This window comes from Colwellia psychrerythraea, assembly GCF_000764225.1.
Lineage (GTDB): Bacteria > Pseudomonadota > Gammaproteobacteria > Enterobacterales > Alteromonadaceae > Colwellia > Colwellia psychrerythraea_D.
Map to the genome: position 1 here is coordinate 310,275 of NZ_JQED01000029.1, position 24,143 is coordinate 334,417.

The 24,143-nt window shown below is 36.7% G+C and carries 18 protein-coding genes; 9 read left to right on the forward strand and 9 right to left on the reverse strand.

The features are described from left to right. The first annotated feature begins 292 nt into the window (after nucleotides 1-292). Together ND2E_RS09390 and ND2E_RS09385 are read left to right on the forward strand one after the other, a co-directional pair. The gene (locus tag ND2E_RS09390; RefSeq protein WP_033094147.1) at nucleotides 293-1,210 is read left to right on the forward strand and encodes a transporter substrate-binding domain-containing protein; all 918 of its coding nucleotides are present in this window, start codon (nucleotides 293-295) and stop codon (nucleotides 1,208-1,210) included. 291 nt (nucleotides 1,211-1,501) lie between these two features. Then, the gene (locus ND2E_RS09385) at nucleotides 1,502-2,137 is read left to right on the forward strand and encodes a metallophosphatase domain-containing protein (protein WP_033094148.1); all 636 of its coding nucleotides are present in this window, start codon (nucleotides 1,502-1,504) and stop codon (nucleotides 2,135-2,137) included. 141 nt (nucleotides 2,138-2,278) lie between these two features. On the opposite strand, the gene ND2E_RS09380 is transcribed toward ND2E_RS09385, so the two are convergent. From ND2E_RS09380 to ND2E_RS09370, 3 genes are all read right to left on the reverse strand, one after another. After that, nucleotides 2,279-5,179: a M16 family metallopeptidase gene (locus ND2E_RS09380; protein WP_033094149.1), complete on the reverse strand. Its 2,901-nt coding sequence runs from the start codon at nucleotides 5,177-5,179 to the stop codon at nucleotides 2,279-2,281. A gap of 287 nt (nucleotides 5,180-5,466) precedes the next feature. Continuing rightward, nucleotides 5,467-6,540, reverse strand: a complete 1,074-nt coding sequence (locus ND2E_RS09375; RefSeq protein WP_033094150.1) for a type 1 glutamine amidotransferase domain-containing protein — start codon at nucleotides 6,538-6,540, stop codon at nucleotides 5,467-5,469. 476 nt (nucleotides 6,541-7,016) lie between these two features. Then, on the reverse strand, nucleotides 7,017-7,994 hold the full coding sequence (locus ND2E_RS09370; protein ID WP_033094151.1) for an MBL fold metallo-hydrolase: 978 nt from the start codon (nucleotides 7,992-7,994) through the stop codon (nucleotides 7,017-7,019). Between the two features lie 922 nt (nucleotides 7,995-8,916). Between ND2E_RS09370 and ND2E_RS09365 the strand changes: the two genes are divergently transcribed. From ND2E_RS09365 to ND2E_RS09350, 4 genes are all read left to right on the forward strand, one after another. Then, nucleotides 8,917-9,795, forward strand: coding sequence for an SDR family oxidoreductase (locus tag ND2E_RS09365; RefSeq protein WP_033094152.1), 879 nt, complete (start codon nucleotides 8,917-8,919; stop codon nucleotides 9,793-9,795). A gap of 950 nt (nucleotides 9,796-10,745) precedes the next feature. Further along, on the forward strand, nucleotides 10,746-11,186 hold the full coding sequence (locus tag ND2E_RS09360) for a DoxX family protein (RefSeq protein WP_052056583.1): 441 nt from the start codon (nucleotides 10,746-10,748) through the stop codon (nucleotides 11,184-11,186). A 70-nt stretch (nucleotides 11,187-11,256) separates the two neighbouring features. After that, a complete protein-coding gene (locus tag ND2E_RS09355; protein WP_033094154.1) occupies nucleotides 11,257-11,880 on the forward strand; it encodes a malonic semialdehyde reductase in 624 nt (207 codons plus the stop codon). A 75-nt stretch (nucleotides 11,881-11,955) separates the two neighbouring features. Then, nucleotides 11,956-12,939 carry a glutathione S-transferase family protein gene (locus tag ND2E_RS09350; protein WP_033094199.1) on the forward strand — a complete coding sequence of 328 codons (984 nt, stop codon included), beginning with the start codon at nucleotides 11,956-11,958 and terminating at the stop codon, nucleotides 12,937-12,939. Nucleotides 12,940-13,042: 103 nt separating this feature from the next. Here ND2E_RS09350 and ND2E_RS09345 read toward each other — a convergent pair whose 3' ends face one another. Continuing rightward, the gene (locus tag ND2E_RS09345) at nucleotides 13,043-13,948 is read right to left on the reverse strand and encodes a LysR substrate-binding domain-containing protein (RefSeq protein ID WP_033094155.1); all 906 of its coding nucleotides are present in this window, start codon (nucleotides 13,946-13,948) and stop codon (nucleotides 13,043-13,045) included. 151 nt (nucleotides 13,949-14,099) lie between these two features. Between ND2E_RS09345 and ND2E_RS09340 the strand changes: the two genes are divergently transcribed. Beyond that, complete coding sequence (locus ND2E_RS09340) at nucleotides 14,100-14,549, forward strand: DoxX family protein (protein ID WP_033094156.1); 450 nt, start codon at nucleotides 14,100-14,102, stop codon at nucleotides 14,547-14,549. Nucleotides 14,550-14,946: 397 nt separating this feature from the next. Continuing rightward, the gene (locus ND2E_RS09335) at nucleotides 14,947-15,654 is read left to right on the forward strand and encodes a pirin family protein (RefSeq protein WP_033094157.1); all 708 of its coding nucleotides are present in this window, start codon (nucleotides 14,947-14,949) and stop codon (nucleotides 15,652-15,654) included. 1,040 nt (nucleotides 15,655-16,694) lie between these two features. Here the strand turns inward: ND2E_RS09335 and ND2E_RS09330 are convergent. Together ND2E_RS09330 and ND2E_RS22420 are read right to left on the reverse strand one after the other, a co-directional pair. Further along, the gene (locus ND2E_RS09330) at nucleotides 16,695-17,489 is read right to left on the reverse strand and encodes a substrate-binding periplasmic protein (protein WP_033094158.1); all 795 of its coding nucleotides are present in this window, start codon (nucleotides 17,487-17,489) and stop codon (nucleotides 16,695-16,697) included. A 420-nt stretch (nucleotides 17,490-17,909) separates the two neighbouring features. Beyond that, complete coding sequence (locus ND2E_RS22420; protein ID WP_190277831.1) at nucleotides 17,910-19,640, reverse strand: TPR end-of-group domain-containing protein; 1,731 nt, start codon at nucleotides 19,638-19,640, stop codon at nucleotides 17,910-17,912. A 213-nt stretch (nucleotides 19,641-19,853) separates the two neighbouring features. Between ND2E_RS22420 and ND2E_RS09325 the strand changes: the two genes are divergently transcribed. Beyond that, a complete protein-coding gene (locus ND2E_RS09325; RefSeq protein ID WP_033094159.1) occupies nucleotides 19,854-21,377 on the forward strand; it encodes a peptide MFS transporter in 1,524 nt (507 codons plus the stop codon). Between the two features lie 514 nt (nucleotides 21,378-21,891). On the opposite strand, the gene ND2E_RS09320 is transcribed toward ND2E_RS09325, so the two are convergent. The 3 genes from ND2E_RS09320 to ND2E_RS09310 form a co-directional block, all read right to left on the reverse strand. Continuing rightward, on the reverse strand, nucleotides 21,892-22,350 hold the full coding sequence (locus ND2E_RS09320; RefSeq protein ID WP_033094160.1) for a PD-(D/E)XK nuclease superfamily protein: 459 nt from the start codon (nucleotides 22,348-22,350) through the stop codon (nucleotides 21,892-21,894). A 17-nt stretch (nucleotides 22,351-22,367) separates the two neighbouring features. Continuing rightward, a complete protein-coding gene (locus ND2E_RS09315) occupies nucleotides 22,368-23,135 on the reverse strand; it encodes a DNA-methyltransferase (protein ID WP_052056585.1) in 768 nt (255 codons plus the stop codon). A 70-nt stretch (nucleotides 23,136-23,205) separates the two neighbouring features. Then, the gene (locus tag ND2E_RS09310) at nucleotides 23,206-23,760 is read right to left on the reverse strand and encodes a DNA N-6-adenine-methyltransferase (RefSeq protein ID WP_052056586.1); all 555 of its coding nucleotides are present in this window, start codon (nucleotides 23,758-23,760) and stop codon (nucleotides 23,206-23,208) included. Nucleotides 23,761-24,143 lie beyond the last annotated feature (383 nt).

A 24,143-nucleotide genomic window follows, 5' to 3' on the forward strand; every position in this document is an offset into this window, starting at 1 on the left:
ACACATCAATCAAAAGCAGTATTCAGCTTTACTCATCAGTGACTATGAGCTTAACATGTTAGTTTATAGAGTTTTTTTCAACAGTGATTTACCCAGAGTTTATCTCAGTTAACAAGCCGTCAATTTGACCTTGTGAAAACTAAGTAAATTAAGCCTTACACAACAGCATCTATTGACCATAACGATTAGCAGAAAAAACGCTATGAAGTGTAACTTTGCAGCTATCAGAGCTATTTTATTAGGTAAAATACAGTTAAAATAGCCATACGTTACACTCAGCAGACCTTTTCTTTTGAACCTATTTTCACTGTCATCAATGATAAGCTCCTTCATTACCCTTGTTCTTCTTTTTAGCGCGCCAGCGCAAAGTGATCATATAAATGACCAAGCGCACAAACAGAAAATCATTTGGCTAGTCGAAGACAAACTTGAAAATAGAGACTTATTAGCAAAAACCTCTGCTGACACGTCAACTGCTTCTTATATTGAAAACGTAATTATTCAGCGATTAAGCCAATATAATATTAAAATAGAGCGAGTGACCGCAAGTCGCATGAATCGAGTACTGCAGACAAACGAAAATGCCTGTGTGGCCAATAGAGCAAGTACACCTGAGCGTCGGGAATATTCTCTCTTTTCAGATCCTCAAAGTTTTTACCTTACTCATAAACTTTATCGCTTTAATCAAGCGTCAGCTCTACCAAAGCAATTGTTTAATGCTGAGGGGGAAATCAAAGATCTTGCCAGTGTTTTTAAATTATTACCTGAAAAAACGTTAGGCCTTGCACAAGATGTATCTTTTGGTGTTTTTCTTGATAAACAAATACAAAAAATAAAAGCCGAAAACATTTATTACCGTGGCGGAAATAAGCGTGTTGTAGCGCTATCGTCCATGTTATATAAATCTCGCGTTGACTTTGTACTTGCTTTACCTGTGGATATAACCCCAAATGAAGCGCAAAAGCCGCTAATAGAACAATATACCATTGCAGGAGCGCCTCCTTACCTTATTGCCCATTTCAATTGCTCTAAGACGTCATTGGGGCAACGAGTTATTGACGATATTAATCAAATACTAACCGAGATTTATCAAACTAAAGATTATTACCGAGCACACAAAAAATGGTTTTCTGCTAAACAGCTCGATGATTTACAAATTTTTCTAGCCAAACATTTCTCTGAGCAACGTTATATCAACCCAACAAAATAAGGTTATTAACGAGTATTTTCACTCCTTCTCTGTCAGCTGAGTTTACGCTCTGCCAAGCAAAGTGATGAAAAGGAAAAAATCAAAGCGAATAACACATTTCTGATAACACCTAACTAACCTAAAATAAGCCATAATATTGTAAAGCACAGTCGGTTTATATTATAAAGGTCGCCACTCCAAGAATTGCCAACATAGTGGTTAATATGCACAACCCATCAGTGCTTTAACAATAGCCGTATCCTGTTCGAATTATTGTTCATTAACTAAGTACAAAGTATAAGGTTCACTACAATGAAAACAAAGCTAGAGTGCGTCGCTATTTCAGACACACATGGTATGTACAACAAGCTAGAACTGCCAGTGGGTGATGTTCTTATTCATGCTGGCGATATTACTCGGCATGGAAAGTTATCAGAACTTGAGGATTTCAATGAGTGGCTAGGTGAACAACCCCATCAACATAAAATTATTATCGCGGGCAATCACGATTGGTGTTTTGAGCGTCAAAAACAAGCGTGCTTAAAAATACTCACTAACGCTGTCTATTTAGAAGATCAATCAACAACCATAGCGGGACATACGTTTTATGGCTCACCTTGGCAGCCAAGATTTCAGCACTGGGCTTTTAATTTATCTCGTGGCAAAGCGTTGCAAGAGAAATGGGATCTGATCAGTAAAAATGTTGATGTACTGGTAACCCATGGTCCCGCTTTTGGCCTGTTAGACAAAATTCATAGTGGTGAACATACCGGTTGTGAAAACCTGTTAGTCAAAATTGAAGAAATAAAACCGAGAGTGCATATCTGCGGCCATATCCATGAAGGTTATGGCAGAGTTAAACACCAAGGCATCGAATTTATCAATGCCAGTGTCACTAACGAACGCTTTAAACCAACAAACCCTCCGATGGTATTTACTGTCGGTTAATTTATCTAAGTTGTCTTATCAAAGCTCTGATATTGTCATAGCAACAATAATTTAACAGTAAAAATAAAAACACCACGGCGAGCGTGGTGTTTTATCAAGTTCAACTCAATATTGAGTTATCGTCAGGGTATTTTTAAAACCTTATTTAAACACCTTATCTACCGCAATCACTTCAACATTTTTCGCCGGCAGCATTAACTTATAACGTTCAATAACTTTATCAGTCGCTAACAATTCTGCAGATTTTTCACTGTTATATTTTAATGGTGATACTTGCTCAGACAACAAACGTTTTTTCATGTCTTTACCATCGCCAGAAATGAACACATAGTGAATATCATCAGTTTGTAAGTTTTCTTTAATGACACGATTGACATCGTCTAAGGTAAGTTTTGCAAACTCGCCTCGTACGTACTTAACAAACTCTTCTGTTTGATAAAACTCACTATCCAATGCATAACCTAACTGCTGATCTTGGCTAGCCACTAATTGCGGCGCATAGTTAGTTAGGTAATTACGTGTGGCTTGAAAGTCTTTTTCGCTCATGCCATTTTCAATCAAGTTATCCAATTCAAACAAAGCGGCACGGGTTGCAAAATGCGCATCATTATTTGAACGTAAAGGACGTAACCATACTTGGAAAATTTGGCTTGAACGACCTAAGTTTGCATCAGGCTTAGTTTGGAACATACCACGTGGGAAATACTCAATATATGCATAATCACCATAGTTCATACCACGCGCTTGACGTATTTGTTGATACAAGTAGCTATTAGAACTACGATGCTCACCAAAGTACGAACGTACTAACCAAAGCGCTGCCCAATCTTTGTCACTGCGAACTGTATCAATTGGGAAACCAAAAGAAACGGCCGTTGATTGTGCATTTTTCTCAACAATTGTTGCGTGATGACCTGTTAGTACTGGCGCTTTAGCAATGGTTAAACGTTTTTCATCACCTACAGGCAATGCCGTTAAGTCGGTCATTAACTGTGTTTTTAAAGCACTTGGCAGTGCACCAGTAATACCTAAATGCAACTTAGCTTGTGTTAACTGCGCGGCATAAAAAGCTTTAACATCTTCAAGCGTTATGGCAGTTAAATCAGATAAATCACCACTATTAAAGTTTTCATAAACATGGCCCTGATAAAGTTCGCTATAAAGCACTTCTTTTCCTAACTCTTCATCATTAGATGATTTAAGGCCAGACTTAATACCATCGAGTAACTCTTTTTTAATACGCTTAAAATCATCTTCACGCCAGCCTGGATTCAACAATTGATCGCTGATCAGTTGGTACCACTGTGTTGCATTATCTTTGTGAACACGACCCGTGAATGACATCATTTCTTTATCTAGTTGTGACGAGAAACTTCCCGCTAACGGATATAAACCTTTCTTAATGTCTTCATAACTACGTGTTTGAGAGCCCCCTTGAGTTAACATGCGTGCGGTTAAAGCCGCCACACCTTTTTTACCTACCGGATCTGCTGCTGCGCCGGTATAAAATAGAAAGTTCACATCAATTAACGGCGAGTCATTGGTTTTATCTAACACTGTAAACTGTGGCGCACTTGGGTTCGCTTTGTTCATTTCAATGTTGGCAACCGCGCCATTTAAGTCAACTTCTTGCTCAAAGCCCGCCACTTTATCTAATGCTGATAACGTTACCGTGGTGCGGTTTTCATCAATAAAATATTGATTGGCGATTCGCTTAATATCATCCGCTGAAATGTTGTCAAAGCTATTATAAAGTTGGTTGATGGTTTCAGGATCGCGATCAAAGTGCATATAACTAGCAAGTGTTGCAGCGATAGACTCTGAAGAGTCTAAGCTATTGACGAAGCTATATTTTAGATTCGATTTTAAGTTATCAAGTTTTTCAGTTGAAACAAGTTCTGTACGCACCTTCGCATACGTGCGATTTACCGCATCACGCACAACGACTAAGTCTTTTTCTTCATTTACTTTAATGAAGACATGACGTAAACCTGCATCTTTTGTTTCAGGGTTGTAGTTAAACATTTGACTGGCGAGCTGCTTGTCTACCACTAACTCTTGGTACAATGCTGAATTGTTTGAAAAATATAATTCAGAAATCAAATCTAATGCAGCACGATCTTTTTCCTTCGGTTGCCAATTGGCTCCTTTATAAGATACTAATAGCCAATGCCCTGGTAAACCATCAAATTTTTCATGAACATACTTCGCTTTTTCTTGCTTTGGCTCTTGAGCGATATCATTAACAAAATCACCTTTTTTCCAATTGCCCCAATGCTTTTCAACCATCGCCATAGTAGCTTGTGGCTCTACATCTCCGACTATCACTAACGAAACATATTCTGGTTTATAAAATTGATTAAAGAACTTTTCGCCGTAAGCTATTTGCTTTGGCATTGCTTCAACATCTTCAAAGAAACCCATAGTGGTGTGTTTATAAGTATGGGTATCAAACGCTTCTTTGCGTACCGCTGCTAATAGTTTACGTATGGGGCTGGCATTATTTTTTAAGTATTCACCTTTTACCGTTAAGGCTTCCGTTTTAAATTGTGCATCAGTGTAAGAGAGGTTTTTAAAATGATCGGCTTGGATCTCTAATACTTTATCTAAATGATCTTTAGAAAAATCTAAATGATAATTGGTATAATCGTTAGTCGTGTAAGCACCATTATCAACACCGGCATTTTTAAATAAATCGGCATAAACATCTTGCGGGAATTTATCTGAACCTTTAAACATCATATGCTCAAAGAAATGCGCAAAACCAGTTTTTCCAACTTCGTTTTCATCACGAGACCCTACCGACACAGGGATTTGTACTGAAACAAGATCAGGGTAATCTGTCTTAACCACTAAAACACGTAAACCATTAGATAATTCTTTAAATAAGTATTTTTGACTAAACACTTTATTGGCATCATTTTCAGTAGTTTTGGTTGATGCACTGTTAGCCGAATCAGAAACAGACGCTGAATTGGTTGCCATACAGGCGGATAACGCTATACTTGCGGCGATTACGACTGCCAAATATTTCTTTTTCATAGTAGATCCCTATATTATTTATCGCTATATCTTATGTAACTCTGGGAAGTTTTTCATTAATTATTCGGGGATAACCAGCACAATGATGTAACAAATTAATTACATAGTTATAACAAGTGGAATTCTAAGATGATTTTGCTTGAAGTCGCCAATGAAATACAGCAATCCAGACGTCCCTTTTCCTAGCTGTGCTGTGGTAGATGTGATTGGATAACGTTGCATTTAACTCTGTCATTTACAGCATGCAGCCTAACAAGCCAAAAAGAAGTTGTTAGGCTGCATGACGGTTAACGTAACTGTTTAAGTTGATTTGCCAAACTTAATAGGTCAATGCCTTTACTAATTTCGAACTGCATAAAGGCTAAAATACTATGCATCACAATAAGAATACGCTGATAAGCCTGTGGTTTTTGTTTAAGATCTTCATTGGCCACATCAAAACCGTGTGCATCATATGTCATCAGCAGTTCGATAGCATGTTCCTCAGGCGTACGCACTCTGCTTTTAGGTTGATAACCTAGTTCTGCAACTACTTTTTCGGCAAGTGTCCATACAGACCAAGGGTTTTGACCTGTGATTAATTTTCCATCTTGAGTCACTTTCTCTAAATAGGTTGTGCCCGATTGAAATTTAGCACCTTGTTCAATCAATTTATCTTCAAGTAAAAAAGGAAAAATTTGTTTCGCCTCTGGAATTAAAAAAAGTTCTTCATCGTTAGTAAAGCCACTGACGTTCTTATTTGCAAGCAACATTTCACCATTATCTAACTCAACATTCACCAGTGCAGAAGGACCATGACATACGGCACTAACGACCTTGTTACTCTGATACAGTGTTTTGGCAATATTTTGCACATAAACGTTATCGGGAAAATCAAACATAGTGCCTTTTCCCCCGACAAAATATACTGCCTCATAATCATTCGGATTTACCTCTGCTAGGGCAATAGAGTTGGCTACTTTTTGTTGAATTGTCTCGTCATTTAAAAAAGCATAATCATAGGCTCCCATGTCCTCTCCATCAATCACTACAGGTGGTTTACCTCCCCTAGGACTAGCAATATCAACACTGAAACCATTAGCCGTAAACACCCAGTAAGCACGGGCTAGTTCGGTATGTTCATAACCAGTATCTTGGTCTGCCCCCATTTTATCAATACTAGTCACCACAGCTAATATTTTACCTCTATTTGTTGGGATGTCTTGGCTAAGGTAGGGTAAATCACTTACTTGTGTTGTTTTTATTGCATCAAAGTGGGCTTTTTCAGGTAATAAACTTTTAACCCAAGCTTTGGCGCCGAATAATGAACCCGCTATGAGGACAACTAAGATGGCTGAGGTAATGACTATTTTCTTAAGCATGCGTTTTGCTCCTGTAACTTCAATAGCGCTAGCTTAACGACAGGTAAGTGAAATACATGTGAAATGATCTGCTTGATAGAAAAATTCAGCGCTCAACTAAGCGACTCATTAGCAAATTTTAAACTGACGAACTAAGCCCGAAGATTTCATTACCGACTCACTCACATTAACATTGAGTATGCTAGTACTGCTTAGTGAGTGGTAATGTTGTGCCTACAACGCCTTGAACTAACTAAGTAACCTGAACTCTGGATAAGCAGCACTTGCTCAACATTCCCATTTTTGTGGTTCTCATCGTTAAAACGTCGATAAATAGCCAGCTATTCATAAACGTTTTGCCTTGATAACCTTAGAAATTGAAACATTGATCGGATATTTAACTACGTTGTTCCTGCTAATTTTTCTGCATTACCACCTAAAAAATTGATTTTAAATAAACATTAAGCGTTCATCATCCAGGATTCAGGTTAAGTAAATCAGCCAATAAACCATTTGGCAATACTACTGATCAGCTTTGGTAAAAAGCCCAAGGGCTCGATAATTAGACTATCCATGACAATTTTCTTTGGTTTATCTGCTTGTTGTAACCTTTCGTTCAAAGTCGTTAAGTCACTCGAGGTTAATAACAAAGAAGACTCTTCGGGTTGGTATAAAGTGCCAATCTCATAAAATTCACCCGGTTTATTCGTCATTTCAATATGCGATCCAAGTATTGCACTTACATTATGCTTATTGGTAAATTCAGCTAAGCGGGCGATACTCGCTTTGTAATCACCCCAGGCTTTAACATAGATATAACCTGGGTAGAATGTATCTCCTGTGAGCAGCCACTTAGTTTGCGGGTCGTACACTGAAATAGCTTCCTCTTGGTGGCCAGGGGTTGGAATGATGGTTATATTACGCCCACCAAGCTCAATGTTGGCTTGCTGTTCAGGCCATTGTTCAAACTCAAAAAACTCATTAACTCCAGCGTTATTCGCGGCAACTACGGTGACATTAGCTTGTCCGATAAATTGAGAGTCAGCGCTATAATGATCACTGTGACTATGTGAGTGAATAACGACAATCTCACGCTCATTGGTGCTTGTGTTGTCAGAGTGCTTTTGATTCAGAGATTGTATTGTTTGATACAGTGGAAATTCTTCAGCATTTTCGGTTGCCCCCGTGTCCACAACTAGTATTTTCTTCTGGCCAATTAAGACATAAATAAAAGGCGCTTCATAACTCAAGCACTTATTTTGACGAAGCACATAACTTGATTCATTGTATTGAAAGACTTCTATCGCATGATCTTGATTGTTTTCACAATCTTGCGAACCATGAATCCATTGCTTTTCTCCAAGTACTTCAATCAGATGTGTAGTCGGTTCATTAATAAAATGTTTATCCTCTTCAGCTGCAGCCCCTTTGGTGAACAGAATAAAAAGTATGGCAGTGACTAGCGTGTATTTCATAAAAATTCCTTACATAAATGGTATGTGAACAAGTGATAATCTATGTCCTGACTATGTCTTAACTATGTCATAGGAAGTTCTATGCCAACTCTCTAACTTAATTTTTATACTTTACTATCAGTATGTTAATTAACGTCATCTTAATTGCTAGTGTTTTTATGTTCGGTTTTACAGTAAGAATGTTCGAATCTATTAGGTTCAAAATTACTTTGATAGGTTCTGATTTGAAAAACGGCTTAGTTGTACAAAGCGATATTATCACCCCTGTATTCCCTTATCATTTTCTACTTTCTCGTTAGCGGTAAAACTCAGTATTCATCAACAATAGAGTAAAGTTCAATTATTGAACATTATTAGGCGTTTTTTGAGACTATTTGCTTAGTCTTATGTAACTTTTGCTGTTTGTTACGAAGATCAATGGCTATTAAGGTTACAGTCTCATCGATTAAACCAATCGACGAATACTCGCTTAGCACATAACAAGCTGCTGGTTAGCGAGATTCTGACCCCCTCTTCTCTCGACTCATTTCTAAGTGAAAAGGCAATGCGCTTTATTTTAATAATCTGTAAATAAATTAACTACGCCACGCCAAATATGGCGTATTTTTCACAGAAATATCAATCACTCTATATTGCGTTAACAACTTACTTTGTTTTGTATCAAAAGCGATATCGTCAATAAGTAAATCCTAAAATATTATCCCAAACTCCAAGCTTGTCAATATCAGCAACGAGTATCAAGATTACTACATTTATCTAACAACACTTTTATTCAAAAATATTGACATTACCTATCAATATATTCCGTTTTTTATCTTTATGAATCTATTTTAATATACCTACATCAAATCAACACCTCATAAGCAAAGGCTAACCGCCTTTATGGTACATAAAAATGTTAACAACAATTTGGAGAAAAATTATGAACAATGAAACTACATTAATTATTGGTGCAGCAGGTAATAACGGTACAGCAACTATCAAAGCTTTGGTAAAAAAACAAAGCACTAAAAATACTATTCGTGCTGCAGTGCGCAGCGCTGAGAAAGCCGCTCAGTTAACACAGCAGTTTCCATCAATTGAAACCGTTATTATCGATCTAGATAAGCCTGAAACATTAACTGAAGCATATCAAGGAGTAACGAAAGTATTTATGATACCTGGCAATGTTGAAGCGAGAGAGCAACATGCTAAAAACGCTATTGATGCAGCAGTACAAGCGGGATCTGTTAAACATTTCTTATTTTACTCTGTCTTTGGTGCGGAATATGAATCCATCTTATTCGGTCGTCAATTCAGAGCAGGTGAAAAACACTTAGAACAGTCAGGCCTTAACTGGACACACTTACGTACTATCTTCTTTCAAGATAACTTCTATGGTTGGGCTGAGGGTATTAAACAAGGTGGCTTATACTTTGGTATTCGTGAAGGCAGCTTAGCCCCCTTAAATGTTGCCGACATAGGTGAAATAGCGGCAAATATTTTGACCACATCAGGACATAACAACAAAGCTTACAATGTAACAGGTCCTGAATTATTGACAGGAGAAGATATGGCTGAAATCTTTACAAAAGTAACGGGTAAAGCGGTATCATATATTTCACCTACTAAAGAGCAAACCCTAGATTCACTGCTATCAACAGGATGGCCTGAATGGCAAGCACAGGGGATGTTAGAGTTATTTGAAGTATTTGCAACGAATCAAGCTGCCGTGATAAGCCCTGATGGTGAGCAATTATTAGGCCGTCCGTTAACCACTTTAAAAGACTTTACTGAGCGTAATAAATCGGCATTTGTTTAATTAATCACTTTTATTATTTCCATTAATTTTCAAGTTACTTGGGTATATATTCGTTATAAAAACAGCGATTAAAATAAGATGACATTCAATGTTAGTCTATCTTAAAGTGGATACGATATAGCAGTAAATGTTGCTCTATATAACATTAGGGCAGCATTTACTATGAGTAGGTACCCAGCTTAAGTGAATAATATAGTCTTTATTAAGGAAGACTTTGATAGCAAGGGAATCAACGTTATACCACTCTAGCACATTGGCTTATCACCACTTACTTATCTTTTTGTTGGCAGTATATTACAGCGTGGCTGCTTAGGTAATAACCTAGAAATTTTCCTGAAAATGTTAATTGAATTACTGCAGGCTCAGGTATCTTTCACTTTGAACGAGAGAGCTTTGAAGTGCATGTGCACCCTCAAACATTCGTTAAGTGGTTTGCAATGCTGGACAGCCATACCAGTATCATTGGTTAAACTGACTCCGACATTCTCTCATGTAAAAAACATGGACTACTTCATAACACTCAAAGCGACGTAACGATGAGATTGAAAGCTATGTAAGGTTATCAATCGTTAAATGAAGTTGGTCGATTATATCACCGATACACAAGGTTAAAAGCTTTTAGCTTTGACAGATAAATGCCCCCTGTATAAAGCCCTTACAGATAGTTTAAAGTCTTTTCAATCCTGACATAGGAGCCAGCAACAAAAAAAATAATCACATAATAAATAAGGAAAATAAAGCTTTAGAGTCAGTATATGATAACTATCATAACGATGTTTACCTAGGCCCATATCATTCAGCTCAAATTATTTGAACAAAGTAGTCAAAACATTCCGTTTTTTTTGTTTTTATAAGTGTTCTATTATTTACCCATCAAGTAAACAAGCCTTACAAAATAAAGCTAATTTAATACCTAACATTAAATACTGGAGAATATATATGAACCTTTAATAATCAAAAAATTAGTAGAAACCAACACAGAATTATCAACTTTAGCACTTAGAATTCCAGTGGCAATTATTTTTATTGCCCATGGCGCACAAAAATTATTTGGCTCGTTTGGCGGCTATGGTCTTGATGGCACAAGTCAATGGATGACGTCAATAGGCCTTGAACCTGGTTACTTAATGGCATTGATGGCAGGTAGTGCAGAGTTTTTTGGCGGTATCGCTTTATTAATTGGCTTACTCGTTCGCCCTGTGGCTTTAATGCTTAGTATCACCATGCTAGTTGCCATTTTTAGTGTTCACTCTGTTAACGGCTTATTTATGGCAAACAATGGTTATGAATTTGCACTAGCGTTATTCGCTATCTCAATTTCCCTGATATTTAGTGGTGCGGATAAATTATCACTAGATAACGTAATTACACAGCGTTTAAGTAATCAATAAGGCAAGCGCTACCTACCCTTATGGTAAATAAATCCACAAAAGGGTGACAACAATACTTTAGGAGATACACATGTCTACAATAATAACGAATGAATCATTGAGCAATAGACCATTAGCGAGTGAAGCTCTAGAGCAAGCATTTCTTAATGCACGTACCTTTAATGCTTTTACTAAAGAAACCGTATCAGACGAAACGTTAAAACAACTTTATGAATTAATGAAATGGGGGCCAACGTCAATGAACAGCCAGCCCGGACATTTTACTTTTCTTAAAACAAATGAAGCTAAACAGCGCTTAAAATCAACACTTTTAGCAGGAAATCAGGAAAAAAGTTTAGCTGCACCAGTAACCGTTATTATTTCGAGTGATACTCAGTTTTTTAACCATTTGCCTGAGCAGTTTCCAGCTATACCCGATGCTAAAAAAATGTTTGAAAGCAATGCTAAGTTTTGCCAAGCAACAGCTGAAAGAAATAGCTCCATGCAAGGCGCATATTTAATTATTGCTGCTCGTATGATGGGCTTAGATTGTGGACCTATGAGTGGCTTTGACAACAATGCTGTTGACGCTGAATTTTTCCCTGAAGGGCGCTATAAATCTAACTTTTTAATTAACCTTGGTTATGGCGATAGTTCAGGAAACTACCCTCGAGGCCCAAGACTTACTTTAGAACAAACAACACGCATTATTTAAGTGTCTATTATAAAAAAAGCAGATAAACACAAACAGCAAATAAATTGTATTGAATTAATAATAGAGGTAGCAATCATGACTTCAGTAAAAAATAGCTGGAACAGCAGTATTAAAAATGGTGAATATCAACGTAAAGAATCACAATTTAGAAATTGGATCACGCCAGATGGCAGTGCAGGTATAAGCGGCTGTAAGGGCTTTAAAGCCGAACCTGACCGTTACCACTTATATGTATCACTCGCTTGCCCATGGGCACATCGCACTTTGGTGTTCCGTCAATTAAAAGGTTTAGAATATTTAATTACCGTGAGTGTAGTACACCCAGATATGCACGATAAAGGTTGGGGTTTTAACCATGATGAAGTATCAGCAAAACTTTACGGTACCACCGGTGATGATTTATATGGTGATAAGTACATTGGTGAAAAATACCTTACTCAAGATCCCGATTACAGCGGCGTTAACAGCGTACCTATTTTATGGGATAAGAAAAACAAAGTGATCGTGAATAATGAGTCATCTGAAATAATTCGCATGTTTAATAGCGCTTTTAATGAGCTTACAGGTAACACACTCGATTTTTACCCTGAACATTTACGCAATGAAATAGACGAAGTTAATGAATTTGTTTATAACAATATTAATAACGGTGTTTACAAAACTGGTTTTGCAACAACACAGGAAGCTTACGACGGTAATGTAACATCATTGTTTTCTGCGCTAGACAGTGTTGAAGAAATACTTGCCAAAAACCGCTACTTAACAGGTAACACATTAACGGAAGCAGACTGGCGTTTATGGGTTACCTTAGTACGTTTTGATTCGGTTTATCATACGCACTTTAAATGTAACTTGCGATTAATTGAACAGTACGACAACATTTATAACTTTATGCTGGAGCTGTATCAAATGCCTAATATCGCTAAAACGGTTAATGAAGCGCATATAAAACGCCATTATTATGCCAGTCACTTAGCGATAAATCCGTACGGAATTGTGCCTGTTACACATAATCAAGATTGGACAGTACCTCATGGCAGAGATCAGCAGCTTAGCTAAATAGATCGATTAGTCACACCAATGTAGAAAAAGCGGTAACGCTTAAGTAAAACAGTCCAGACTCAGGGCTGTTTTTTTATACTTGAAATATACGGCTATAGGGTTAGTCCTGCGGATCCATCAATATGGCAACTAACTGTTTCAACCCCTTACCTTTATTCGATATCTTCCACGCCATGTATAAATCTTGTGGTGTTAGTTTTTCTTCTATATCAATAACAACTAGTTGGCCTGATTCAATATACGGGTGAGCCATGCACTTTGGTATGTGACCTATGCCGATGCCAGCGACAATTGCTGCTATTTTTTTGCTTATGGAGCTAACAAAAAAATGCTGACTGCCTTCAATCATATTTATCGACCTGGGGATCTCATGTTGTGCAGAATCATGAACAATAATGCTTCGGTATTTACTAAGGTCATGCCCCTGAATAGGGGGTGTACCTTGCGTTAGCATAGTTGATAGTTCATGTGTTTTAGCTACCACCAACACACTTTCTAACTTTTGTATTTTTACCGCGCGAATACCTTTTTGACTTGGCACTGGCGAAGGTGCGCCAATAACTAAATCAACTTTATCGTGAATTAACCTCTCCCAAGTTCCATTCATTACCTCTTCTTTCACATCAATTTCAATAGTTTCATGCTCAGCTAAAAATCGCTGAATTCCAGAAAAAATCGGCTTGATGTCAATAATAGAATCACAAGCGATGCGTATTTTTGGCTCCCAACCATTGGCAATGGTTTGTGTTTGCTCTGACAGAGCATTTATTCCATGTAATACTTTACGCCCTTCTAGCAACAAATGTTTACCTGCAGGCGTAAGAACAGCCCGCCTACCTTGTCGCACAAATAGCGTAACGTTCAACTGCTCTTCTAATTTCTGAACTATATATGACAGTGCTGATGGCACTTTATTTAATTGCTCTGCGGCAGCGGCATAACTACCACGGTATTCAATGGCATCTAATACAACTAAGGCTTCAATACTGATTGGCGGTGTATTCATATTATTTTTTCCAACAAAATAACTCTTCAAATTTTTTGAGCATATCAAACAAATAATAGGGGTTATTCAATAACAGTTCAACTTATACAATAGCTACATATTCAATTAAGCAAGCTTAACGGCATAGCTTAAAAACTTTAAGGTGAACATTATGAACATTAAACAAATAACTAACTACATCACAAAAACTGAACAGTCATTATCGGCACTTCCATTACGTTTGATCGCAGGACTTCTTTTTGCCGCTCACGGTGCACAAAAATTATTTGCTTGGTTTGGCGGTTATGGCTTAGAAGGAACAGGACAATGGATGGAGTCAATTGGGCTAGCGCCAGGGTACGTAATGGCACTAATGGCAGGCAGTGCTGAGTTTTTTGGTGGTTTATTCTTAATTATAGGCTTTCTTACTCGCCCAACCAGTTTTGCGTTAGCGATTACTATGATTGTTGCCATCTTTACCGTGCACCTCGATAACGGCTTATTTATGAGTAACAACGGTTATGAGTTTGGTTTATCGCTATTAGCGATAATGGTAGCGTTATTTATTCAAGGCGGTGGTAAACACTCTATCGATGAGAAGGTATACCGCTCATTAAGCTAGCACTAGCTTACAAGAACATTAAATAAAACAAGCAGACAAAGCTCATTGATAAAAGCAATATCATTTATTAATCAATGAAGCTTGCCTTATACCAATTTGATTAAGTTGCTTTCCAACTCGGAGCCACACTCTATGTTCAGTAACAAAAAAATTTATTTCGGTCTAGTCATTCAAAGCCCAATAAATTTAACAATGTAGCTGGTCATTGAGTTGCCGCCTATAGGAAATTTTAAAGGTTTTATATGCCGTGTTATTGATTAGAATAAGGGAATAATCATTCTCTTCAATTAGTCTTGTGCCTCTAACACCTTTACTCTCAATGTGTATGAAAGAGCTTAATCAACTTGTCATTAATCAATTTAGTTTAAAATGCAGATTCGCATAATGAGGAAGTATCATGTTAAAACATTATCCCTATAAAAGCTTAGGTAACGCTAACCATGGCTGGCTAAAGTCAAAACATCATTTTAGTTTTGCACATTATTATAATCCAACTCGCATGGGTTTCGGTAAATTACGCGTTGTGAATGACGACTGGGTCGAGCCGGGCACAGGGTTTCCGTCACATCCACACAGTAATATGGAAATTATTAGCTTTATTCGCTCTGGTGCGATTACTCACAAAGATAGTACGGGTAACATGGGCATAACTAAAACGGGCGAAGTGCAAGTGATGAGCGCTGGTACGGGTATTGTTCATTCAGAATATAACCGCACGAAAGAGCCGTTAACCTTTTATCAAATTTGGATTGAGGCGAATAAACAAAATATTAAACCTCGCTGGGAAAGTAAAAAGTTTCCGACAGAGCAGGAAGACGCTCTAACTTTATTGGCATCAGGTTATGATGAAGATAAAAGCAATGCACTGTTCATCAACCAAGAAGCACTTATCTATGGTGGTAAGTTAGCAAAGGGCACGGTTATTGAACATAATATTAACCACCAAGTGTATATTTTGGCCTCAGATGGCATGTTCAAAATAGAGGACGATTCTGGCAGTTACACCATGAATAGAGGTGACGGCATGGAAGTGACGCAGTCGAACTCAATTACGCTAAAGGCGTCGACTGACTGTGAAGTTATCATTATTGATACCGTTGCATAGATGAGCTGTTGTAAAAGAAGCCGTGATAAAGTTATGAACATATTTATCACGGGTTTATTGATTCTAACGGTATAATTTAATCATCTAAAATTTAAATAATTAGTTAGTATTTCATTAGAGGTATTATTTAAATAAATCAATTGATTATCATTAATTCCCTCTCAATTTTTAGCCTAACATGAGTTACAATAGAATATTGTTTGAATGGCGCTTGTATGGCCTTTTATGGGTATAAAGATGATGGCGAGTATATGGAACATAACCATACGTCAACAAGAATGATAACTGGATGAAAAAAATGGTTTTGACAGCAACCTTTGCTGCACTCTTTACTTTGAGCCCACAAACAGCTCTACTTTCTACCTTTACTCCACAAACAAAAAATAGGGTGTTTTATATCTGGGCGGGGTACATGGCGCATCAACCGCTAACTTCAATATAAACACTGTCGCAGCAGATCAAATGATGGCGGCTTTAAATCCATAATTTGTCTTACAATGCGAGTACACAAACAGGGGAACGACCGCTCCGCTTTGCTTTCAATCCCCAGTGCAGCCACTCAACACTTAGTGAAAACTTACATCCTCAATGATGTGTTTACAGACAATACTTGCATTATTTACAAAGCAAAGTCGTCCATAAAAAGCGGCAGTCTTCGCCATCAGGACAAGATGCACCGACATTATCAAATAAGTTACATCCATGTGACGTCATGGCTCAGCTCGACTGACATTTTACAAAACTGAGATTTAATCCCTGAGATGGAAATGGGAGTGTTTGGCTCAGCCGCGTAGCTTCGAAGATGTCATCCCCGTGGTGACTTAATCGGGAATCCAGCTCTTAGTGGCATGGATTCCCGACAAGTAACTTCGCGAATGACAGTTAAAAAAACACCATATAAGAAGCAAGCACCAACTCTGCTAGAACAAACGCTGAAATGAATGAAAGTGTTCTCGTATGTTCATAATGGATAATCAACAAAGTGTTTGAGAACATAAACAAAGTCAGTTACTTCTTTTCCAACAACTTGTTCGTTCTGCTCACATAGCCTCATGTGGCGACGTTTTGTCAGTCTTTTTAAGCCACTGTGACATTATTTCGCTTACGCGGCCACTTTGCTCTAAATCAACCAACGCTTTTCTAATCTTGTTAACAAGCTTAATATTAGTGTGCTTTCCCATTGCTATGTATACACCATGACTGGTATTTGGAATCTCGACTACCCGCTCAACCATTTCAGGGTCAAAACCCAAACTTTTAATTCTCCCTGCGTTATTTATTTCACCGCCAAGTATGTAATCTACTCGCCCTTTAAACAGCATATGTATAACCTGTTCGCGGCTTCCAACTTCGTAAATATTGGCGTCGAAGCCTAAGCTTTCAACGTAACTTTTATAAGACTTACTTTTATGATCACCCTGCACCACTGTAATAGAAGCATTCTTTAAGCCTCTTTTCTTATTCTCTATGGATTTGCTCTTTAATTGCCATAAAAAAAGCCGTTGTCTATTGGTATGAACGGGCACTTTGTATAACCAATGAAACTTGTCTTCTCTGAAGGCGTTTCTATTTAGCCCTGTTAAGATGATATTTGGTTTGTGTATGCTTTCGTATAAAGCTCTTGACCAGATAATTTCTTGATACTGTATATCTACATCACTTTCTTTTAAGGCTTCATTTAAAATATCTATAGTCGAGCCAGTAATTTTATTATTATTAATAACAACATACGCTGGTATTTGTTCTATATAGGCTAAGACTCTATCGCTTGCTTCCACGTAAAATGGCACTAACGCAACAGAATAAAATAAAAAGAGAGAAAAAATAAACTTCATAACAACCTTTACTTGAACAGTACAACTTAACAACGACTCTATAATATCAAAATCACAGTAAAATATTCTGACTAAAACGTTGGCCTTATTAGTAGTGAACCTGCCTTCATCTACATAAAGTTAATTATTTTCACTAGTCAAACGAGTAATCAAGTTAGTAAACATGGTCAAACCATAAGTTGTTAAAATAAGTGAACAGAAGCTCGCTTTTTAATATTTTATATCAACTAGTGTCTACAGATAATTAAGTTTGTGACTCCTTAATAATGTTTAAAAGCTAAGCTATAAACGAAACTTAAAATGATAAAAAATAAATAACCTCATGCTTGTTAATGATTTTGAGTTAACTACCTTTCGGATAATTAACATTAGGCTATAGAATCTAACTCGCTTTCACCCTAGAGCGAGATAGAATAGCTGTTATTTTTTTTGCCAAAACGACAAATTCATCTTTATTTGAGCATTAAAGCTACTTTGCTTAGCTTTCATATTGATTATTAGTTTTTTAAATGAAGGCAATTCATATAACGGCTCAAACATTGTTTGTTTGTTAACTTTTTCGACAGAGGTAATTCCTTGTTCTATTGCTTGCACTAAATATCGGATTGCTAAATTACTTTGCTCAGTTTGTGCATAAATAACAGCCAAATTGTAGCTATATAATGCTTTATCTGTTCCTGATTGTAGTTTGTCTTTCAATACTTGCTCAACTTGCCTAACCTCCTTTTTACTTGCGGGTAAAGTCAGCATTAATCTCATTAAATTAGCAGAAGAAACCAATTGCTTATCATCAATCACTGCTTGATCGTCAAACTGTAATTTTTGATAAAACTCCTGCGCCAATTTAGCTCTTTTAGAAAAATAGAAACTATCCGCCAAACCTTCAATAAGCAAAGGATGTTCATTATAGAGATTAAGCTTTTCTTGATAGATTCTCTCAGCAACAGCATATTCTCCGTTAACAATCGCTAACTGTCCTAAATGATAAGTTGCTAATAAATAATCTGGCTGTAGAGCTATGGCTTTGTTATACCAAATTTTTGCCAATTCAAACTGGCCTAACCTTTGTAAGGTTTGTCCGGCATGTACCATACTAACAACATGTTTATTGTCTAAAGAAAGTGCTTCCTCAATGAGCGATAATGCGTCAATTAAGTTACCCTGCTCGCTATAAATAAAACTTAAATTTGATAGGACTTCGGTGTTATTTGGCTCAAGTGCTAAAGACTTTAAATAAGGGGCAATACTTTTTGACAGCCAACCTGACACATAATATGCAGTGCCTAAAGCTTTGTAAGATTCGGCTGAATTGCTGTCATAAGTAATGGCTTGATAAGCATTATCAATGGCATGCGCCTGTGTATTGTTATCACTTTTAAATTGAAATATTTGCTGCGAATATGCTTGGCTTAATCCTGTATAAGCCAAAGAGTAATCAGCTTTAATAGCGATAGATTTTTTAAAAAAGTCTATCGCTATTATATTATCAACGGCACGATACCGTTGATAATATAATAACCCCTTTTGATAAAGCTCTTGGGCTACTTGTTCTGTATTAGGCTTCCCTTCGTTAATATCACTCGCATCAATACTTACCGTTTTATCTGTTATTGCATGCGTAATAGCGGAAAGAATTGGATTTTGGAAAAAATAACCATAAATCACAACCAGTAAACTAATAAGAAGTAATAAGGTAAAAAGCATTTTAGATAATACTTGCCAAGCACCATGAAATGGCTGACTACCTAAGTTGGGAAATTGGTCATTTCCAGTTAAATCAAGCATTGCCGCCGCAGGTTGAGCCAGTGTACATTCACAAGTGACCTCTGGAAGTAATCGATAACCTCTACCACGCACTGCTTCAATGTAAGTAGGTGCACTGGCATTATCAGTAATCGCTTTTCTCAGTAACTTCACTCGTTGTTTGAGTGTCTCATCCCCAATAACCACATTAGGCCAAACAATCTCCATCAGCTCTTGCTGACTAAGCAAGGTTGGTGAAGCTCTCAGTAATGCCAATAACAGATCATAACTAAGCTTAGGTAAGGGGATCTCTTTATTATTTCGCGTTAATATTCCTCGCTGAACATCTAACACTAAATCAGCAAAGAAATAGCGAGTGATATTACGTCGGTTTGTTAGATTACTCATAATATCCCTCATAACAGATGGTTTCTGACTTAAGCATGATAAGTTACTGTATTTTAAGATAACTGCAATCATTGTTTCACTCTTTCACCAAAGCTTCACCAATAATTAATAGAGCATTCACCAAGTCTTCAAGTCTTTATCTCTGCAATCTTTATTCTTTTAATTGAAATTTAATAAAACTAATAATTAAGAAGAAAATAACAGGGAACAACTATGAGCAACACAATCTTGGCAGAAAACGAAGACCTAAGTATGCCAACAGAATCTCAATTTGATGAATTATGGGGACATCCAAAACCCTTATGGATGTTATTTATGGCCGAGTTTTGGGAACGCTTTGCCTTTTATGGAATACGTTGGGCACTTACTCTTTATATCGTAGCTCAATTTTTTAATGGCGATAGCTCGGGACAAACTTTTGCCTCAAATACCTATGGTGCGTATTTAGCACTTGTTTATGGTAGTGCAATATTTGGAGGATACATTGCTGATAAGGTTATCGGATCACAGCATTCAATTTTACTAGGTGCATTGATTATGGGGACTGGCCTATTTATGATCATGATCCCCAATGAAACGTTTTTTATGCTGGGACTAGCTACTGTCATCGTGGGCAATGGCTTGTTTAAACCTAATATTTCAAACCTTGTTGGAAAAATTTATCAACACAACGATAGTCGCCGTGATAAAGGTTTTAGCATATTTTATATGGGCATCAATGCCGGTGCTATGCTCTCCCCCATTATCACTCAATGGCTAGCGAGTACATTGTCAGACAGCCCAATGATGGATAATTATAAAGCAGTATTTGCCGCTGCAGGTGTTGGCATGTTAATTAGCTATGTTTGGTTTTATTTTGGCCGCCGTCAATTAAAAGGCCTTGGCTCAATAGAAAAATCAGTTAAACGTACTAAAAATCTATCGTATATAGTGATTGGTGCCGTTGTTTCTATTTTTCCTGTCTATATATTGATGGCATATGCCGGAGCACAAGTTCTCGCTTGGATTCTATTTGCCTTATTTGCGGCACTTTCAATAATGTTGATTACTCAGGCTAAAAAGCAAGGAAAAATAGCCCTAGATAAAGTAATTGCTTGTTTGATCATGTTTTTATTCAATGTAATCTTTTTTATGTTTTTTGAACAAGCAGGTAGTTCGTTCACCTTTTTAGCACAAAATATTGTTGACCGAACCATCACTGAATCCATTGATTTTAAAATTGCTTGGTTTCAATCGGTTAACTCAGTTTCTATTTTACTGTTAGCCCCACTGGTCTCAATATTATGGCTTGCTTTAGCAAAACGTAAAATTGAACCCAGTATTCCAAGAAAATTTGCCTTGGGATTACTCGGTACAGGTTTAGGTTTTTTAGTCTTAGTTTATTCCTTAGAAAATTTACTCGATGCTAATAATATGATTCCACTGTGGCCATTAGCAGCCTGTTATGTATTACATACGATAGGTGAACTGTGTTTATCACCAATAGGTTTATCTATGGTGAGTAAGTTAGTGCCAGCATCTATGGCAGGGGTTGCCTTTGGTGGATGGTTTTTAAGTACGGCAATTGGTAATAATTTTTCAGGCATATTGGCAGGCTTTATCAGTGGTGAAACGGGTATGACTGTTAATTCTGCAATCAGTGGTTTCAATTTTAGTTTTTGGTTATTAATTGGTGGCGGAGTATTTTTATTTATCATTGGACCAGCAATTAACAAGCTGATGCACGGGGTGAAGTAATTTTCGTAATATTTAAGCGTGACATAGGTATTATTCGACAATACCTTTGTCATAAACCTAAGTATCTCCTTGGATGAATTGACTATTCCACTACAAATATCTAATAGAGACATAACCAGAAAAAACAAGAACTACGGCAAAATACGCCATTAAAAGTTGACACTTTTTCAGCAAACCTCCTTTCCTATCCGTTAGCAATTTTAGCCATCTTTGTTATAGCGCTGTGTGCCCCTATGAGTGATAGCCACATTAATGCAAAAGTAAGTTGAATTAGGTTTCCTATTTGCAAAAAAAAGCGAACCATTTCTGGTTCGCCTTTATATTTAAAGCCTTAATTTTTTGATGGTTAGAGGTAATAAAGATTGTGACTAAAGCTACTAAATTTTAAAGCTAATTTTAATACTGATCTTTAATTAAGTCTGTGACTAAACTTATTCACTTAGAAGAAATTCACTCTTCGATTTAATAAAGTTTGTGACCAAAGAATTTAGATTATGTTGATAAATTACAAAAGCTATAAAGCTGTTTTATTTTCTGTGAAAATGTCCCACCAAGAAAAGCGCATAGCAAGTAGCTGATCTAATTCTTTTGTGGACGCAGTACGGTTAAAGTTATTTTCATTTCCATCACTGGGCATTGCATAACAAGCAAGTTCGCTTGCCTCAAGCATATGAGTAATACCTTTAGAAAAGCCTTCGCCACCATAAACTACATAAGAATCCATTTGCATTGCTGATGCATCATTTAAAGTGTAAGGGACTTTTTCATCTGCTGTACCAGAAACGTTTTGGCATTTACATTCAATCGCAACAGCTTTATTGTTTTCTTCATCAAGTACAAGAATATCAACTCGTCTATTTTTACCAATTATACTTTTTCCCATATAGACTTCAGTAAAAACACTAACACCTCTATTTGAAAAGTTTGACTTAATATATTGTCCAACCCAATTGGCATACTGAGTTCCATTCATAAAATAATCCTTTTTAACTAAGCTAATTGCAAATCAAACTGTCGTGAATCCCCCACATTCTGCTCAGCTTCTATATTCAAAGGCTTCACAACAGTTTCTTTTAATTCATATGCATCAGGTAATTTCGATAACCTTTTATTGCCATCAGTTACAGCATCTTCAAAAATATCACAGCCTCTAAAATTCCTACCAGTTGTTAGTGCCGCTTCACCTACACTAGCAGAACCAAAAAATGGATCAACAACAACCTCACCTTCAACAGTACTTTGCTCAATTAATATTTTTGAGATATCAACTGGTTTCTCTGTGGGGTAACCACCTCTAATTCTTGGCGAGGATAAAACATCCGGTATACCAAGATTATTTAGTTTCTTTTTCCCTTTTTCAAAAAACAAAATAAACTCATAACGGGCACGGTAATGATAACCCATACCAATTTTCTCTTTATCCCATACTATAGGTTTCCAAAATTTAAAGCCTGCCTGCTCACCTAGAGGCTTTGCAACAAACATTGTCTCTTGATCACAGAATAAATAGAAATGGGTGTTATTCTTCATTACACGATATATTTCAGCAAATAATTCAGGGAATCTATCATTAGGAAATATTTTAAACCATTGATTAGAAGAACCTTTACTCATTTTCAAACGAGTTGTAGTCCCTTTAGAACGATGTTTCTCCAATGATTCATATGGAGGATCAGTAACTAAAAGGTCTACAGATTCATCATCTAAAGTTTTTAGCCACTCTACTGCGTCACTTTCTACTAATTTATAATTGGACATGCTTCACAAACACCAAAATACTGATCATGCAAACAGTGTATTGTATGAATGATCAGTAGTCTAGTTTTTTTTAGTAAGGTGAAATAATAATTCCTATTTCTTTAAATACTTTTTTAAATGCCTTTTTATTCACTCCGTAATATAAAAACACCTGTCCCCTAGTATTTCCTGATGAGTGTTTACCATCAAAACTCTCAAATGGGATTCTTTTATCAACAAGACATAATGCATCTGACTTTCTAGTTAATGATTGAAACCATTTAGTTTCTGTAGCGTTATTCACCAGTACAACCGCTTGAGAAATTGAACTATCACTGATATTTTGCAGAAAAATTTCGACAGCCTTATCAATCAATTTTCTACTGTAAGGAGGATTCATAAACACAGTTCCTTGTTCTTTAAACCATATTTGTTTAAATGCATTAGAATCGGCATCAAAATAACGTTCAGCTTTTACATATTCATTTGCTAAAGACGATGAAAAAGGATCAAGATCGATTGTTCCAAGTACCTTTCTTGTCATATCAGTATATATATTGGGGGTATACCAAGAGTCAGAGTCTCTTGAAGTTATATCACCAGGTTTTGAACCTATATAAGCTAACTTTTTTACGTCTGCTTTCATTATGTATTTTTCTATCCATTTATTTACATTGCCGTTCAAGTCAAATTTACACTAAAACTTGAAAACTAACTACATAGATCAAAAAAACAATGATTTTGTAAAGAATAAGGTAGAAGTAACCGCACTAGTCAGATATATTTTCTTTTAATATCAATAACATTAAAAGAATAGCAATTAACTTATAAGGATTATCATGCCTGATAGAACGGAACATCAACATAACGCACACGAATTTCTCTTAGATAAATTTAACTCCTGCATATTCTCATGCATCGCGATCACCTAATACCATCTAAGCCGATCACCTAATACCATCCATCGCGATCACTCAATACCATCGATGCCGATCACTTTTCGGTCAAAATGGTATTGAGTGATCGGCT

What these genes read in the sequence shown, in the direction of transcription:
- ND2E_RS09375 (WP_033094150.1), bottom strand. Translation starts at nt 6,540, where the DNA reads ATGCTTAAGAAAATAGTCATTACCTCAGCCATCTTAGTTGTCCTCATA.
- ND2E_RS09365 (WP_033094152.1), top strand. Translation starts at nt 8,917, where the DNA reads ATGAACAATGAAACTACATTAATTATTGGTGCAGCAGGTAATAACGGT.
- ND2E_RS09370 (WP_033094151.1), bottom strand. Translation starts at nt 7,994, where the DNA reads ATGAAATACACGCTAGTCACTGCCATACTTTTTATTCTGTTCACCAAA.
- ND2E_RS09355 (WP_033094154.1), top strand. Translation starts at nt 11,257, where the DNA reads ATGTCTACAATAATAACGAATGAATCATTGAGCAATAGACCATTAGCG.
- ND2E_RS09340 (WP_033094156.1), top strand. Translation starts at nt 14,100, where the DNA reads ATGAACATTAAACAAATAACTAACTACATCACAAAAACTGAACAGTCA.
- ND2E_RS09310 (WP_052056586.1), bottom strand. Translation starts at nt 23,760, where the DNA reads ATGAAAGCAGACGTAAAAAAGTTAGCTTATATAGGTTCAAAACCTGGT.
- ND2E_RS09330 (WP_033094158.1), bottom strand. Translation starts at nt 17,489, where the DNA reads ATGAAGTTTATTTTTTCTCTCTTTTTATTTTATTCTGTTGCGTTAGTG.
- ND2E_RS22420 (WP_190277831.1), bottom strand. Translation starts at nt 19,640, where the DNA reads ATGAGTAATCTAACAAACCGACGTAATATCACTCGCTATTTCTTTGCT.
- ND2E_RS09380 (WP_033094149.1), bottom strand. Translation starts at nt 5,179, where the DNA reads ATGAAAAAGAAATATTTGGCAGTCGTAATCGCCGCAAGTATAGCGTTA.
- ND2E_RS09335 (WP_033094157.1), top strand. Translation starts at nt 14,947, where the DNA reads ATGTTAAAACATTATCCCTATAAAAGCTTAGGTAACGCTAACCATGGC.
- ND2E_RS09385 (WP_033094148.1), top strand. Translation starts at nt 1,502, where the DNA reads ATGAAAACAAAGCTAGAGTGCGTCGCTATTTCAGACACACATGGTATG.
- ND2E_RS09350 (WP_033094199.1), top strand. Translation starts at nt 11,956, where the DNA reads ATGACTTCAGTAAAAAATAGCTGGAACAGCAGTATTAAAAATGGTGAA.
- ND2E_RS09345 (WP_033094155.1), bottom strand. Translation starts at nt 13,948, where the DNA reads ATGAATACACCGCCAATCAGTATTGAAGCCTTAGTTGTATTAGATGCC.
- ND2E_RS09320 (WP_033094160.1), bottom strand. Translation starts at nt 22,350, where the DNA reads ATGAATGGAACTCAGTATGCCAATTGGGTTGGACAATATATTAAGTCA.
- ND2E_RS09315 (WP_052056585.1), bottom strand. Translation starts at nt 23,135, where the DNA reads ATGTCCAATTATAAATTAGTAGAAAGTGACGCAGTAGAGTGGCTAAAA.
- ND2E_RS09325 (WP_033094159.1), top strand. Translation starts at nt 19,854, where the DNA reads ATGAGCAACACAATCTTGGCAGAAAACGAAGACCTAAGTATGCCAACA.